Source organism: Pseudomonas sp. 57B-090624 (assembly GCF_003234055.1).
GTDB classification, from domain to species: Bacteria; Pseudomonadota; Gammaproteobacteria; order Pseudomonadales; family Pseudomonadaceae; genus Metapseudomonas; species Metapseudomonas tohonis.
Map to the genome: position 1 here is coordinate 1 of NZ_QKRU01000031.1, position 13,666 is coordinate 13,666.

The window sequence follows — 13,666 nt, forward strand, 5'->3', positions numbered from 1 at the left end:
GCCCCAAGTTGATGCAGCACTGTTCGATCGGTCAGGTAAGCGCGCCCATAACCGTGCACGGGCAAGCCTCCCGCAAGTCGGAAAAACCCATTGGTCACGAAACAACCGCTTGAAACATCGGGGTTTATCCAGATAATCCCGCGCCCGGGGAAGGTGTCGGAGAAAACTGGCTCCTTTCTTGCTCTGGCAGCCAAGCCTGACCAATCAGACAACTTCTACGCAGATAGAAAGATAACCAAGCACCAGGAGCCCAACCCGAATGAACCGTACCCTCTCCGCTCTCGCGCTCGCCGGTGGCCTGCTGGCCTGCGGCCAAGCCCTGGCCGACGGCCCGCTGCTGTGGCAGAACAACAGCGTCACCTACCTGTACGGCAAGGATTTCAAGGTCAACCCGGAAATCCAGCAGACCTTCACTTTCGAGCACGCCAGCGGCTGGACCTGGGGCGACCTGTTCATCTTCGCCGACCAGATCAACTACAACGGCAAGGCCGACGCCAACGCCGGCAACAACACCTACTACGGTGAAATCTCCCCGCGCCTGTCGTTCGGCAAGCTGTTCGACCAGAAGATCGCCTTCGGCCCGGTGACCGACGTGCTGCTGGCCGCCACCTACGAGCGTGGCGAGAACCGCACCCAGAACTACCTGCTCGGCCCGGGCTTCGACCTGGCCATCCCCGGCTTCGACTACTTCCAGCTGAACGTCTACTACCGCAAGCCCGACGGCATCACCAACAACCCCGCCGGCCAGTGGCAGGTCACCCCGGTGTGGTCGTACACCCTCCCCGTGGGCAACTCCGACATCCTCATCGACGGCTTCATGGACTGGGTGTGGAACAACAAGGACGCCACCAGCAGCCGCCCGAACGACCTGCACGCCAACCTGCACTTCAACCCGCAGATCAAGTACGACCTGGGCAAGGCCCTGGACCTGGGCGCCAAGCAGCTCTACGTCGGTGTCGAGTACGACTACTGGAGCAACAAGTACGCCATCGACGACAACAGCTTCCTCGGTGACGAGATCCTCGGCGGCACCGACCAGAACACCGCCAGCCTGCTGGTCAAAGTGCACTTCTGATCGCACCCCGCCCCGTCGCCATCCGGGCGGCGGGGAACCTCGCGCGCCGGGCTCGTGCCGGCGCCGGGTTCGGTGATATGTTTGCCCGGCTTCAGTCCGTGCAGCCCGAGGGATCGATGAGCAGCAACCGCAAGATCGGCATCCGCATCAAGAACACCGAGAAGATCCTCCTGGCCGCCGAGAAAGTCTTCGCCGAGCGGGGCTTCGCCGCCACCTCCATGCAAGACATCGCCCAGGAAGTCGGCCTCCCCAAATCCAACCTGCACTACTACTTCGCCACCAAGGAAGACCTCTACCGCGCCGTGCTGCAGAGCCTGCTGGAAGAGTGGGAGCAGGACGGCACCTGCTTCGAGATGTTCGACGACCCCAGCGTCGCGCTGACCAGCTACATCCGCGCCAAGATGAACCGTTCGCGCACCCGCCCCCACGGCTCCAAGGTCTGGGCAGCGGAGATCATCCACGGCGCCCCCCAGCTCAAGGAAGCCCTCGACGGCCCGCTCTACGAATGGGCCAAACTGAAGGAAGAGAAGATCCGCCAGTGGGTCGAGAGCAAGCGCATCCTCCCGGTCGAGCCCTCCAGCCTCCTCTACATGATCTGGGCCTCGACCCAGCACTACGCCGACTTCAGCCACCAGGTGACGGTGCTCAACAACCACCAGCCATTGAACGACCAGCAGTTCGAACGCGCCGTGCAGACCGTCACCGCCGTCATCCTGCGGGGCATTGGTCTGGCGACTTAGAAGCAGCGGCAAGCTTCACGTTGCAAGCGGCAAGAAAGGGTCCTGAGTGGCTGGGAGTGGGTGCCCAGCCTATGCATGTGAGGGGCTTGGATAGCTGGAAGCTGGAAGCGTAAAGCTGGAAGAAGAGCCCAAGCGTGGCTGGGAGTGGGTGACCCCCGTAGGGTGGGCCGGGCGGCGCTCCGCTTCAGTCCACCAGCGACGTTACCGGTGGGTTGAAGGCGGAGTCGGGCAAGAGCCAGGATGGTCACGTCGTAGCGCCCAAGCACCGCATCGATAGGTTTCGCCCCCCAGGATGCAGCAGCAGCCACAACCCCGCGTAGGGTGTGCCGCGCGCACCGAGAACGCCCCGCGCAACCAAAATCCACAGTGAGCCACCCATGGCTGCGCAGCGAAGAGCGGTGGGCTGAAGCCCACCCTACGAATTACTCTGAGTGGCTGGGAGTGGGTGCCCAGCCTATGCATTTGAGGGGCTTGGATAGCTGGAAGCCGGAAGCTGGAAGCTGGAAGAAGAGCCCAGCCTCCCCGCCCCCTACCTAATACCCAATCGATAATCAGCTCAAATCACAGCCACTCGGCGTCGCCCAGGTGCTGGTGGGTTTCTGCGCCTTGACGCTGGCCGGCACGCTGATGCCCACGGCGCTGGTGCCGATCAGGCTTTCCAGCTCGGAGATGCTCTTGATGTAGCTGTTCAGGCTGCCCAGGCCGGCCTGGTTGGGGATGTACCAGCTGATGGCCTTGGTCTGCCCGGTCGCCGTATCGGTGGTGACGATGGTCTTCCAGAAGTAATCCGGCGTGCGGATGCCGTGGGACGAGAGGAAGTAGTCGTTGGAGGTGTCGTTGTAGACCACCCCGCCATAGACGTAGACGGTGGCCAGGTCGCGGTAGCACTCGGCGACGTTCTCGGCGGCCACCCAGATGCCCTGATTGAAGCTCGCCACCTGCGGCACGATGTTGCTCATGTAGTTGGCGCGCTTGATGTAGGTGGCGTTGTAGTCCATGTGGTTGGAGGTCACCAGGTGGCCACGGTCCCAGCCCGACACCACGCTGGCATAGGACGAGGCGCTGGTCTGCCCGCCGCAGCCGCTGGGCAGGTCCGGGTCCAGGTAGAAGGACGACGGTCGCGCCGCCGAACCGGTGTCGGTGGTCAGCACGTACTCGTAGCGCACGGCGGTGTGGTTGTCGCAATCGTAGGTCAGGTTGTAGCCGCCCTTGCTCAGGGTGACGGTGGCGGCGAAGGCCGAGGTGAAGGGAACGCAGCAAAGCGACAGCAGGAGGGCGATACGTTTCATTGCTTTTTCTTCCTTGCAGGTGCGGGCCTCCCACGGCGGGAAGCGCTCGGGTGGAAAAAACGAAACCAGGCGATGTCTGTTGCGGTTGATCTACTGCTGGGCGCCCAGGGCGGGCGCACCGTGCGATGGGCTGCACGGTGGTGGACTGCGACCCGGCGGCACAGGGGCGCGCCGCCGGGCCAGGCAGCCACCGGAGCGGACGATAACCTGTCGTCAATGACAGGTTCGTGAAACCTAGAGCATGAGGGCGGAAACCGGCAAGTGCGCCTTTATTCGATTCAAACCATTGAATATCAATGACATTTTATTTTTCTCACCAAATTGGTGAGCATCGAACCAAATTGACGCAAAGGTCAATTTACTAGAAGAAACAGGGAATGGACCTTGCCTCTCAGGCACTTGGCTGCGCGAGAAAGGGGTGGCCGAGGGAGCGCGACAGGGGCGCTGCACCAGTTCGGAACCTGCGCGATCGGTCAGAAACCACGACTGGATCACAGAGCCGCGACGCAAGGGGATGGGGAAGGAGGCGGGCCCCCCCAGGACGGAGGGCCCGCTGGATCAGTGGCCTGCGGGCGCCATCATGGCGTCGGCGCTTTCACCGCGCGGGCGACTCAGCTGCGGCAGCAGGGAGCCCAGCAGCATGCCCAGCACGCTGAACAGCAGGCCCGCCAGCTGCGGCGGCCAGAAGTCGGTCTCCTGGTAGTTCATCTCCAGGAAGACCCAGGACGCCAGGCCGAAACCTATGGCGACCAGTGCGCCCTGGGTGGTGGCGCGCTTCCAGAACAGCCCGGCGAACAGCGGCACCACGGCGGCGACCAGGGTCACCTTGTAGGCGTTGCCGACCATCTCGTAGATGCTCGCGTCCGAGTACAGGGCGAACAGCGAGGTGGCCACCGTCATGCCCAGCACGCTCAGGCGCATGGCGAGGAGGAACTGGCGATCGTTCATGTCCGGCAGGAAGCGCTTGAGCACGTTCTCGGTGAAGGTCACCGAAGGCGCCAGCAGGGTGCCGGAAGCGGTGGACATGATGGCCGAGAGCAGCGCACCGAAGAACATCACCTGGGCGAACAGCGGGGTGCGCTCCATGATCAGGTGCGGGAGGATCATCTGCGCGTCCTCCGCCAGCCACTTCTGCACCATCGCCGGGTCGATCATCGAGGCCGCGTAGGTGAGGAAGATCGGCAGCATGCAGAAACCCAGGTAGAAGCAGGCGCCGGCCATGGAGGCGCGCGCGGCGATGTTCTCGGTCTTGGCCGACATCACCCGGGCATACACGTCCTGCTGCGGGATGGAGCCGAACATCATGGTCACCGCCGCGCCGAGGAAGGCGACGATGTCGCGGGGCTCGAAGCCATGCATGAAGGCGAACCTGCCCTCGCTGGCGGCGTGGCTGATCACCACCTGCGGGCCGCCGGCCATGTCGCCGATCAGCCAGGTCAGGTACAGCAGGCCGGCGACGATGATGATCATCTGCATGAAGTCGGTCAGCGCCACCGACCACATGCCGCCGAACAGGGTGTACAGCAGCACGATGCCGGTGCCGATGAGCATGCCCTCGGTGGTGGTGATGGAGCCGTCGGAGAGCACGTTGAACACCACGCCCAGCGCGGTGAGCTGCGCCGCCACCCAGCCCAGGTAGGAACCGATGATCACCAGGCTGGTGATCAGCTCCACGTTCGGCCCGAAGCGCTTCTTGAAGAAGTCGCCGATGGTCAGCAGGTTCATGCGGTACAGCGGGCGGGCGAACACCAGGCCCACCAGCATCAGGCAGCCGAAGGAGCCGAACGGGTCCTCGATGATCCCGGCGAAGCCTTCCTCGATGAAGGTGGCGGGAATGCCCAGCACCGCCTCGGAGCCGAACCAGGTGGCGAACACCATGGCCGCTACCAGCGGGAAGGACATGCTGCGGCCGCCTGCCGCGAAATCCTTGGAGTTCTTGACGCGAGTGGAAGCGTAGAAGCCGACACCGACGGTGATCAGCAGGTAGACCGCAACAAACCAGATCAGCATTTGTGAGTTCCAGTGGCTCGCCCGTCGTCTGGCTTGCCGGACCTGGGTCCAGGCTGGGGCGCCGCGACTGACAGAATTTTTGTTTTAGGCGCGTCACAACCGGGCGGGATCGACCGTCATGGCTCAAGGGGCCCTGTACGGCTACCGCGACAACCTGCCGCAACGGGCGAGCAGTCTGCCAAAGCCGTCAAATATGTCAAACAGTTACAAGGCAGATGATGACAAAAAACGACAGACGCACCACGAAATTGTCGGACAAGCCATTGATCTACTGATCAATTCTTCACCAACGCTCATTGGCCAGTTCCTTATTTTTTACAGGAGGCGTTGCAAAAGCAGAACAGCAGCCAGCCTGCAAAAGCTCTGCTAGCCTCCTCCCGTCCCCCATGGAGCCGCTTCATGCACGCCCTCAGCCCTGAGCAGACCCGCGCCTACCTTGCCCACATCGACCAGCCCCCTCCCACCCTCAGCGACCGCACCGCCCTCGACCGACTGATCAAGGCCCACCTCGACCGGGTCGCCTTCGAGAACGTCGACGTGCTGCTCGACCGCGCCATCCACATCGACACGGACGCCGTGTTCTCCAAGGTGGTGGAGCGCAATCGCGGCGGCTACTGCTTCGAGATCAACGGCCTGTTCGGGCGCCTGCTGCTGGCCCTGGGCTTTCGCGTCACCCCGCTGGCCGCGCGGGTGCGCTGGGGACTGGCGGCGGACGCGCCGCTGACCATCACCTCGCACCTGCTGCTGCGGGTGGATTTCGCCGACGAGGCGGTGATCGCCGATGTCGGCTTCGGTTCCGCCAACCCCACCCGCGCCCTGCCGCTGCAAGGCGGCGACCGGCCGGGCGAGCTGCCCTTCCGCCTGCTGGCGCCGGATGCCACGCACGATGACCATCGCCTGGAGACCTTCCTCAACGACGCCTGGGTGCCGGTCTACCACTTCGACCTGCAGCCCCAGCACTGGGTCGATTACGTGCCGCGCAACTGGTACACCTCCACCCACCCGGACAGCATCTTCCGCCAGATGCTGGTGGCCGCGCGCACCGAAGGCGCCGAACGCCTGACCCTGCGCAATGGCACCTTCAACCGCCGGGGGGCCGATGGCCAGGTGACCCAGCGCCTGCTGACGGATGCGGATGAAATCATCGCCGTGCTGCGCGAGCACTTCCTGCTCGGCATCACCGAGCAGGAAGTGCCTCGCCTGCGTGAGCGCCTGGAAGGCCTGCTGCGCGGCTGACGACGCGGCGCGCCTACCCTGGCAGGTGCGGCGCATCGCCCTCCTCGGCCTTCTTCTCGCCCGGGTTCTTGCCCTCGCGCGAATGGTGCTCGATCACCGCGTTGAGCTCGGCGCCGAACAGCAACACGGCGGCGGAGATGTACAGGTACAGCAGCAGGATGATGATGGCGCCGATGCTGCCGTACATGGCGTTGTAGTTGGCGAAGTTCTTCGCGTAGTAACTGAAGCCCAGGGACGCCACCAGCCACACCAGCACCGCCAGCACCGAGCCGGGGGTGATGAAGCGGAACTCCTGCTCCACGTCCGGCAACAGGTAGTAGACGGCGGCGACCACCATCATCAGCAGCAGCACCGCCGCCGGGATGCGCAGCCAGTTCCACAGCACCACCACCGCGTCCTCGATGCCCAGCTGGCCTGCCAGCCAGTTCATCACCTGCGGGCCGGTGACCATCAGCCCCGCCGCCGCCAGCAGGAAGGCCGCCACGCCCACCGTGTAGAGCACCGAGAGCGGGATGCGCTTCCAGGTCGGCCGGCCCTCCTGCACGTCATAGGCGCGGTTCATCGCGTCCATGCTCGAGCGGATCGCCGAGGACGACGACCACAGCGCCACCACCGCACCAATGGAGAACAGCCCCGGTTTCTGCGTCTGCAACTGCTCGATCGCCGGCAGCACCAGATCCATCGCCGCGCTCGGCAGCACCAGTGCCGCCTGGGCCTGCAGCCAATCGAAGAACTCCGGCAGTTCGAGAAAGCCGATCACCGCGATCAGCAGCAGCAGGAAGGGGAACAGCGAAAAGAACATCTGGAAGGCCAGCGCCGAAGCATAGGTCGGCAACTCGTCCTCGATGAATTCGGTCACGGTGCGCACCACGATGGTCCGCCACCCCACATCACGCAGCCCCAGGGAACCGATCATGTGCCTGCTCGCTCGCTTTCATGCCCATACACAGGCAATGGACGGCATCGCGCCGGTTGAGTTCAGGCTATGCACCGCCACGGCCGTTCCGACGGACGGCAGCGCCCCTCGCGATAGACGCCGCCGCTGCGCTCGGCGGCGGGAAATACAGGGCGAAACGGGCCGTCGCGCGGCTCGCCGCCGGGCTACTTTCGTCGGAGAGGTCGGAATGAACGGCCCTGTTGCCTGTCTCTAGCGGTGCACCACCCGTACACATCGGAAGCACGACATGAAGCCACTCATCCGCTCCATCCTGCGCCTCGGCGGCCTGCTCATCGTCCTCGGCCTGTCCGGCTGCAGCACGCTCGCGCCTCGCGACCCGGTGCGGATCGACCTGGTGGGCATGGAGCCGGTGCCCGGCCAGAGCCTGGAAATGCGCTTCATGGTCAAGCTGCGGGTGCAGAACCCCAACGACACCGCCATCCGCTACAACGGCATCGCCCTCGACCTGGACATCAACGACCAGCCCCTGGCCAGCGGCGTCAGCGACCAGGCCGGCGAAATCCCGCGCTTCAGCGAAGCGCTGGTCAGCGTGCCCGTGACCATCTCCGCCTTCTCCGCCATGCGCCAGGCCTGGGGCCTGGCCAACAGCCACAGCACCGGCCGCCAGCCCGGCGTCCCCTATACCGTGCGCGGCAAACTCGGCGGCGGCTTCTGGAATACCGTGCGCTTCAACGAGGCCGGGCTGCTCAGCCTGCCGGAGCCGGCGACGGTGTATTGATCACCCCCATCGCGAGTGAATTCGCTCCCACACTGCTCCACGCCCCCATGCCGGCCGCTGACAGCATGCGTTTGCAGGGGCGAATTTATTGGCTCTGTCTGCGTCAAGTGTTGCTAGAGGATTTGGAGCCCGGTTGATTGCCGAGCCTTGCTGATGGTTTCTGGGGTGGACGCCGTGGCTGGCGGCTTTCGTAGGAGGGTGTAGAGCGAAGCGAAACCCATGCGGTGGGTGTGTCAGGAATCCAGAATCGTCCTCGAAGAACCGTTCTTGAGCCTTTTCGTTGAATCCACAACAGCTAACGCAGACAGAGCCAACTCATTCGCCCAAGCAGACCGCTCACGCCGTAGCCCAGGCTTCATCAGCCCGGGAAGCAACGCATCCACGACTCCGGGACTCCGAGCGCGGCTCGGAATCACCCTGTTGGGCTTCGTACCTCAGCCCAACCTACGGCCGCGGTAATGGGCATGGCATCGCCTGCGGTGCCTACTCCCCCACCACCAGCGCCACCAGCCACGAGGTCGCCTCGATCACGTCCACCTCGTCGGTGTCGATCTCGCAATCGGCGTCGGTGGGCGCTTCGTAGGGGCTGTCGAGGCCGGTGAAGTTCCGGATGCGCCCCTGCAGCGCCGCCTCGTAGAGGCCCTTGGGATCGCGACGGGCACAGGTTTCGAAGCTCGTGCTGACGTAAACGCTGTGGAACTCGTCGGCGCCGAACAGCGCCCGCGCCGCCTCGCGATCGGCGCGGAAGGGCGAGATGGCGGCGACGATCACCACCAGCCCCGCGTCCACCATCAGGCGCGCCACCTCGGCGATGCGCCGGATGTTCTCGCGGCGTGACGCATCGTCCATGCCCAGGTCGCGGCACAGGCCCTTGCGCACGTTGTCGCCATCGAGCACGAAGGTGTGCACGTTGCGCGCGTTCAGCTCCACTTCCAGGGCGTTGGCCAGGGTCGACTTGCCGGCACCGGAGAGCCCGGTCAGCCAGATGCAGCAGGGGCGCTGGTGCTTGATCGCCGCCCGCGCCTGGCGCGTCAGGGCCTGGCCAGGAGCGGGGGCCTCGGGCGACGAGGCAGTGGGATTGTGCTTTTGCATAGCCGAGCAACTCGCAGTCACGTGGGTAGGCCCGGCGCACGCTCTCCCGCGTGCATACCGGGCGGATGTCTTTCACCGGCAACGCCTCGCGCCACGGCGAGGGGCAGAGCCGCTGGCAGCCTAGCAGCTCGCGGGGCGCCGTAAAATCGCGCGCCGGGTGTTCACGGTGGCCGCGTCAGCGCGTCGGGAAACAGGCCCGCGACAGGTCGGCAAGCGGCCCCATACACAGGCCCCCTTGCGCCAGCCCGGCAAAGCGAGGGAAAACCCTATACAATCTGCGGTCTTTTTCTTCACCCGATTGCGAGATATGCCGTGAGCACCCTGCCTCCCTGCCCCCAATGCAACTCCGAATACACCTATGAAGACGGCCAGAACCTGGTCTGCCCGGAGTGCGCCCACGAATGGTCCGCCAACGCCGCCGAAGCCCCGGCCGATGAAGGCAAGGTGATCAAGGATTCCGTCGGCAACGTGCTGCAGGACGGCGACACCATCACCGTGATCAAGGACCTCAAGGTCAAGGGCTCGTCCCTGGTGGTGAAGGTCGGCACCAAGGTCAAGGGCATCCGCCTGGTGGACGGCGACCACGACATCGACTGCAAGATCGACGGCATCGGCGCGATGAAGCTGAAGTCGGAATTCGTGCGCAAGGTCTGAGCCTTCCGCAGACGAGAAAGCCCGGCACATGCCGGGCTTTTTCATGCCTGCAGAAACCGCCGCCGGGACGCCGGGCTACTCGCCCGGGCTGAAGTGCCCCATGAAGATCACTTCCTTGATCTCGCGCATGTAGGGCTGGAAGCGCGGATCGGCTCCGATGAAGGCGCGTGCCGCGCTGAGCGCGTTCTCGTGGGACGACCACTCGGCGAGGTCGGCGAACACATGGCTGCCTTCCACCGAGATGAAGCTGCGAAAGCCCAGGAAGCCGTCGCAGGTCTTCAGCGCCTCGCGCACACCGGCACGGATCTCGGCGATGCGCTCTTCGCGGCCGGGTTTAGTCTTGAACAGCACCAGTTCCAATACCGAAGAATCTTGCATGGCGATCGCCCTTCCGTTGGTTGAGACGGCCCAGCCTATGCCTCCTCTGCTGACAACGTTCTGTCAGTGGCCTGCGCCTCTTGCACCTGCGCCTCGCAACTGCGGTGGCGCATGTAGCTGGCCAGGCTGAGGCCCTCCGGCAGCGGCGGCGCGTCGGCCAGGCGCGCCAGATTGCGGATGCGGTCGACCCGGAAATCGCGGTACTCGCCGCGCAGCTCGCACCAGGCGCCCACCGTCCACTTGCCCACCCAGTAGAACAGGCCGAGGGGGAAGATCACCCGCTGCGAGGCGCGTTCATCCAGGCTCAGGTAATCGATGCGCACCGCCGCCTGCTCGCCGATGGCGCGACGCAGGCTGTCCCAGTGACGCAACTGCTCCGGGGTGAAGGGGCTGACGAAGGCCCGCACCGGTGCGCTCTGCGGGTCGAGGGCATGTTCCGGCACCGCCGCCTGGATCTTGCTCAGCAGCGAACGCGCGGCATCGGCCATCTCGTCGCCCACGGTGCGCGAGATCAGCTCCACGCCCAGCAGCAGGGCGTCCAGCTCGTCGCGGTTGAGCGCCAGCGGCGGTAGCTCGAAATGCTCGTCAAGCGCATAGCCCACGCCCGCCTCGCCGTAGATCGGGATGCCGCTCAGGGACAGGTCATCGACATAGCGATAGATGGTCCGCGTGGACACCCCCAGCCGCTCCGCCAGGCGCTGCGCGGTGATGGGCTGGTGGGTGCGGATCAGGTTGACGACCTGGAACAGACGATCGGCCTTGCGCATGGAAAGGAGCCGTATGGTGTGGGAAGTCGGCAGGCATTTGCGCATAGCGCCCGGGGAAAAACCAGCGCCGCCGAGCCGCTCCGCGCCCCGGCACCTTCACGGCGTCAGCCTCGCGAACGCGCGGGCCCACTGCACGACCCGAACGGGAACACCCGCGCGCTGCGCTCGTAGGAGCCTGGCCTCGGCTGAATCCCGCCTCTTCCACTCACCACCTGCCCTACTTGCCGCCTGGCGCAACCCAGCTTGCCATCGCGGTGATGTTGTCCCGCACGCCACCCCTCCTATCCTCGCCAGACCCGCCGTCAGGGCGGACCCGAACTAGAAAAACAACAAAGGAGCAGCACCATGGCGGTCGACTACGTGACGATGTTGATTTACGTGCTGGTGATGGCGGGCCTCGGCTGGTGGGGCATGCGCAAGGCCAGGACCCGTGATGATTTTCTCCTGGCCGGGCGACGCCTCGGGCCAGTCCTCTACCTCGGCACGCTCTCGGCGGTGATGCTGGGCGGGGCGTCCACCATCGGCTCGGTGCGCCTGGGCTACCAGTACGGGGTATCCGGTCTCTGGCTGGTCTTCATGCTGGGGCTGGGCATCATCGTACTCAGCCTGGTGTTCTCGCGGCAGATAGCCCAGCTGAGGGTCTTCACCGTCACCCAGATCCTCGAACAGCGATACCAGGCCTCCTCGCGCCTGATCGGCGGCATCGTCATGGTGGCCTACGACCTGATGGTGGCCGTAACCGCCACCATCGCCATCGGCTCGGTCACCGAGGTGGTATTCGACATCCCGCGCATCCTCGCCATCCTCTGCGGCGGCGGACTGGTGATCTTCTACTCCGTGATCGGCGGCATGTGGTCGCTGACGCTCACCGACATCATCCAGTTCGTGATCATGACGCTGGGCATCTTCTTCGTCCTGCTGCCCATCAGCGTGGGCGAGGCCGGTGGCCTGGCGGCGATGCAGGCCAACCTGCCGGCGGGCTTCTTCGAGCTGGGCAACATCGGCCTGGACACCATCGCCGCCTACTTCCTGCTCTACTTCTTCGGCGCGCTGATCGGCCAGGACATCTGGCAGCGCCTGTTCACCGCCCGCAGCGAGGGCGTGGTGCGCTACGCCGGCCTCGGCGCAGGGGTCTACTGCATGCTCTATGGCGGCGCCTGCGCGCTCATCGGTGCCGCCACCCGGCTGCTGCTGCCGGACCTGTCGGTGGCCGAGAACGCCTTCGCCGAGATCACCCGCAACCTACTCCCAGCAGGCCTGCGCGGCCTCGTGGTGGCTGCCGCCCTGGCCGCCATCATGTCCACCGCCAGCGCCTGCCTGCTGGCCGCAGCGACCGTACTCAAGGAAGACATATACAGCCGCTTTCTCAATCGCAACGGCGAAGACCACCTGGCCAGCAGCCGGTGGATAACCTTCACCCTCGGCGCGGCGATGCTGGCCATGGCCTGCCTGGTCAACGACGTCATCGCCGGCCTCTCCATCGCCTACAACCTGCTGGTGGGCGGCCTGCTCGTACCGATCATGGGCGCCCTGATGTGGCGCCGCGCATCCGCCGTGGGCGCCATGGCCTGCATGGTCACCGGCAGCCTCACCGTCATCGCCTTCATGGTCCGTGACGGCATCCTGGCCAACACCCCCATCTACTACGGCCTCCTCGTCAGCCTGCTGACCTTCGTGGCCACCAGCCTGCTGACCCAACCCGCTCCTGCCCTGCGCACCGCAACCGATTGAAACCATCCAGGGCGCCCACGTGGCGCCCTCTACCCGTGAGATAGAGCCCATGACCCATGACTTCCCGCAGCCGCTCGATGCCGCGCTCATACCACGCTTCGCCGGCATCCCGAGCTTCATGCGCCTGCCGATCTTCGATAACCCGGCCGACCTGCAACTCGCCCTGGTGGGTGTCCCCTGGGACGGCGGCACCACCAACCGCGCCGGCGCCCGTCACGGGCCGCGCGAAGTGCGCAACATGTCCAGCCTGATGCGCAAGGTGCACCACGTCAGCCGCATCGCACCCTATGACCTGGTGCGCATCGGCGACCTCGGCGATAGCCCCGTCAACCCCATCGACCTGCTCGATTCGCTCAAGCGCATCGAGGGCTTCTTCCGAGAAATCCACCAGGCGGGGACCGTGCCCCTGTCGGTGGGCGGAGACCACCTGGTGACCCTGCCGATCTTCCGCGCCCTGGCCCACCATCGCCCCATCGGCATGATCCACTTCGACGCGCACTCCGACACCAACGACCGCTACTTCGGCGACAACCCCTACACCCATGGCACCCCCTTCCGCCGCGCCGTGGAGGAGGGCCTGCTGGACCCCAAGCGCACCGTGCAGATCGGTATTCGCGGCTCCATCTACTCCGCCGAGGACGAAGCCTTCGCCGAGGAATGCGGCATCCGCGTGATCCACATGGAGGAGTTCGCCGAACTCGGCGTCCAAGCCACCCTGGCGGAGGCACGCCGGGTCGTGGGTGACGGCCCCACCTACATCAGCTTCGACGTCGACGTCCTCGACCCGGCCTTCGCGCCCGGCACCGGAACCCCGGAAATCGGCGGCATGACCACCCTCCAGGCCCAACAGATGATCCGTGGCCTGCGTGGCCTGAACCTGATCGGTGCCGACGTCGTGGAAGTCTCCCCGCCGTTCGACCAGGGCGGGGCGACAGCCCTGGTGGGCGCCACCATGATGTTCGAACTGATGTGCATCCTCGCCGACGCCATCGCCACCCGCTGACCCCACCGCCACGAG

13 protein-coding genes are annotated in these 13,666 nt (G+C 65.3%); 7 read left to right on the plus strand and 6 right to left on the minus strand.

Annotated elements, in window-relative coordinates; all coding sequences use genetic code 11:
* Positions 1-259 precede the first annotated feature (259 nt).
* Complete coding sequence (locus tag DMX10_RS15950; RefSeq protein ID WP_111261971.1) at positions 260-1,075, plus strand: outer membrane protein OmpK; 816 nt, start codon at positions 260-262, stop codon at positions 1,073-1,075.
* A gap of 116 nt (positions 1,076-1,191) precedes the next feature.
* Entirely contained in the window at positions 1,192-1,815 is a 624-nt protein-coding gene (locus tag DMX10_RS15955; RefSeq protein WP_111261972.1) for a TetR/AcrR family transcriptional regulator, read from the plus strand.
* A gap of 551 nt (positions 1,816-2,366) precedes the next feature.
* Here the strand turns inward: DMX10_RS15955 and DMX10_RS15960 are convergent.
* Together DMX10_RS15960 and DMX10_RS15965 are read right to left on the minus strand one after the other, a co-directional pair.
* On the minus strand, positions 2,367-3,104 hold the full coding sequence (locus DMX10_RS15960) for a DNA/RNA non-specific endonuclease (RefSeq protein ID WP_111261973.1): 738 nt from the start codon (positions 3,102-3,104) through the stop codon (positions 2,367-2,369).
* 558 nt (positions 3,105-3,662) lie between these two features.
* Positions 3,663-5,114 carry a sodium:solute symporter family protein gene (locus DMX10_RS15965; RefSeq protein WP_111261974.1) on the minus strand — a complete coding sequence of 484 codons (1,452 nt, stop codon included), beginning with the start codon at positions 5,112-5,114 and terminating at the stop codon, positions 3,663-3,665.
* Positions 5,115-5,513: 399 nt separating this feature from the next.
* On the opposite strand from DMX10_RS15965, the gene DMX10_RS15970 reads away from it, so the two are divergent.
* Positions 5,514-6,350 carry an arylamine N-acetyltransferase gene (locus DMX10_RS15970; protein WP_111261975.1) on the plus strand — a complete coding sequence of 279 codons (837 nt, stop codon included), beginning with the start codon at positions 5,514-5,516 and terminating at the stop codon, positions 6,348-6,350.
* 13 nt (positions 6,351-6,363) lie between these two features.
* Here the strand turns inward: DMX10_RS15970 and DMX10_RS15975 are convergent, their stop codons facing one another.
* A complete protein-coding gene (locus DMX10_RS15975; RefSeq protein WP_111261976.1) occupies positions 6,364-7,266 on the minus strand; it encodes a YihY/virulence factor BrkB family protein in 903 nt (300 codons plus the stop codon).
* Between the two features lie 280 nt (positions 7,267-7,546).
* On the opposite strand from DMX10_RS15975, the gene DMX10_RS15980 reads away from it, so the two are divergent.
* Positions 7,547-8,026 (plus strand): LEA type 2 family protein, encoded by a 480-nt coding sequence (locus DMX10_RS15980; protein WP_371921699.1) that lies wholly within the window; start codon positions 7,547-7,549, stop codon positions 8,024-8,026.
* A gap of 483 nt (positions 8,027-8,509) precedes the next feature.
* Here DMX10_RS15980 and cysC read toward each other — a convergent pair whose 3' ends face one another.
* Entirely contained in the window at positions 8,510-9,118 is a 609-nt protein-coding gene (gene cysC, locus DMX10_RS15985) for an adenylyl-sulfate kinase (protein WP_111261978.1), read from the minus strand.
* Positions 9,119-9,430: 312 nt separating this feature from the next.
* Here cysC and DMX10_RS15990 point away from each other — a divergent pair, with 312 nt between their 5' ends.
* Positions 9,431-9,772 (plus strand): zinc ribbon domain-containing protein YjdM, encoded by a 342-nt coding sequence (locus DMX10_RS15990; protein WP_111261979.1) that lies wholly within the window; start codon positions 9,431-9,433, stop codon positions 9,770-9,772.
* A gap of 75 nt (positions 9,773-9,847) precedes the next feature.
* Here DMX10_RS15990 and DMX10_RS15995 read toward each other — a convergent pair whose 3' ends face one another.
* Together DMX10_RS15995 and DMX10_RS16000 are read right to left on the minus strand one after the other, a co-directional pair.
* Positions 9,848-10,150, minus strand: coding sequence for an antibiotic biosynthesis monooxygenase (locus tag DMX10_RS15995; protein ID WP_111261980.1), 303 nt, complete (start codon positions 10,148-10,150; stop codon positions 9,848-9,850).
* Between the two features lie 35 nt (positions 10,151-10,185).
* On the minus strand, positions 10,186-10,917 hold the full coding sequence (locus DMX10_RS16000) for a YafY family protein (protein WP_111261981.1): 732 nt from the start codon (positions 10,915-10,917) through the stop codon (positions 10,186-10,188).
* A 345-nt stretch (positions 10,918-11,262) separates the two neighbouring features.
* On the opposite strand from DMX10_RS16000, the gene DMX10_RS16005 reads away from it, so the two are divergent.
* A complete protein-coding gene (locus tag DMX10_RS16005; RefSeq protein ID WP_111261982.1) occupies positions 11,263-12,648 on the plus strand; it encodes a sodium:solute symporter in 1,386 nt (461 codons plus the stop codon).
* Positions 12,649-12,697: 49 nt separating this feature from the next.
* Positions 12,698-13,651 (plus strand): agmatinase, encoded by a 954-nt coding sequence (speB, locus tag DMX10_RS16010; protein ID WP_111261983.1) that lies wholly within the window; start codon positions 12,698-12,700, stop codon positions 13,649-13,651.
* Positions 13,652-13,666 lie beyond the last annotated feature (15 nt).

Coding starts and splice junctions, on each gene's coding strand:
- DMX10_RS15950 (WP_111261971.1), top strand. CDS start 260: ATGAACCGTACCCTCTCCGCTCTCGCGCTCGCCGGTGGCCTGCTGGCC.
- DMX10_RS15955 (WP_111261972.1), top strand. CDS start 1,192: ATGAGCAGCAACCGCAAGATCGGCATCCGCATCAAGAACACCGAGAAG.
- DMX10_RS15960 (WP_111261973.1), bottom strand. CDS start 3,104: ATGAAACGTATCGCCCTCCTGCTGTCGCTTTGCTGCGTTCCCTTCACC.
- DMX10_RS15965 (WP_111261974.1), bottom strand. CDS start 5,114: ATGCTGATCTGGTTTGTTGCGGTCTACCTGCTGATCACCGTCGGTGTC.
- DMX10_RS15970 (WP_111261975.1), top strand. CDS start 5,514: ATGCACGCCCTCAGCCCTGAGCAGACCCGCGCCTACCTTGCCCACATC.
- DMX10_RS15975 (WP_111261976.1), bottom strand. CDS start 7,266: ATGATCGGTTCCCTGGGGCTGCGTGATGTGGGGTGGCGGACCATCGTG.
- cysC (WP_111261978.1), bottom strand. CDS start 9,118: ATGCAAAAGCACAATCCCACTGCCTCGTCGCCCGAGGCCCCCGCTCCT.
- DMX10_RS15995 (WP_111261980.1), bottom strand. CDS start 10,150: ATGCAAGATTCTTCGGTATTGGAACTGGTGCTGTTCAAGACTAAACCC.
- DMX10_RS16000 (WP_111261981.1), bottom strand. CDS start 10,917: ATGCGCAAGGCCGATCGTCTGTTCCAGGTCGTCAACCTGATCCGCACC.
- DMX10_RS16005 (WP_111261982.1), top strand. CDS start 11,263: ATGGCGGTCGACTACGTGACGATGTTGATTTACGTGCTGGTGATGGCG.
- speB (WP_111261983.1), top strand. CDS start 12,698: ATGACCCATGACTTCCCGCAGCCGCTCGATGCCGCGCTCATACCACGC.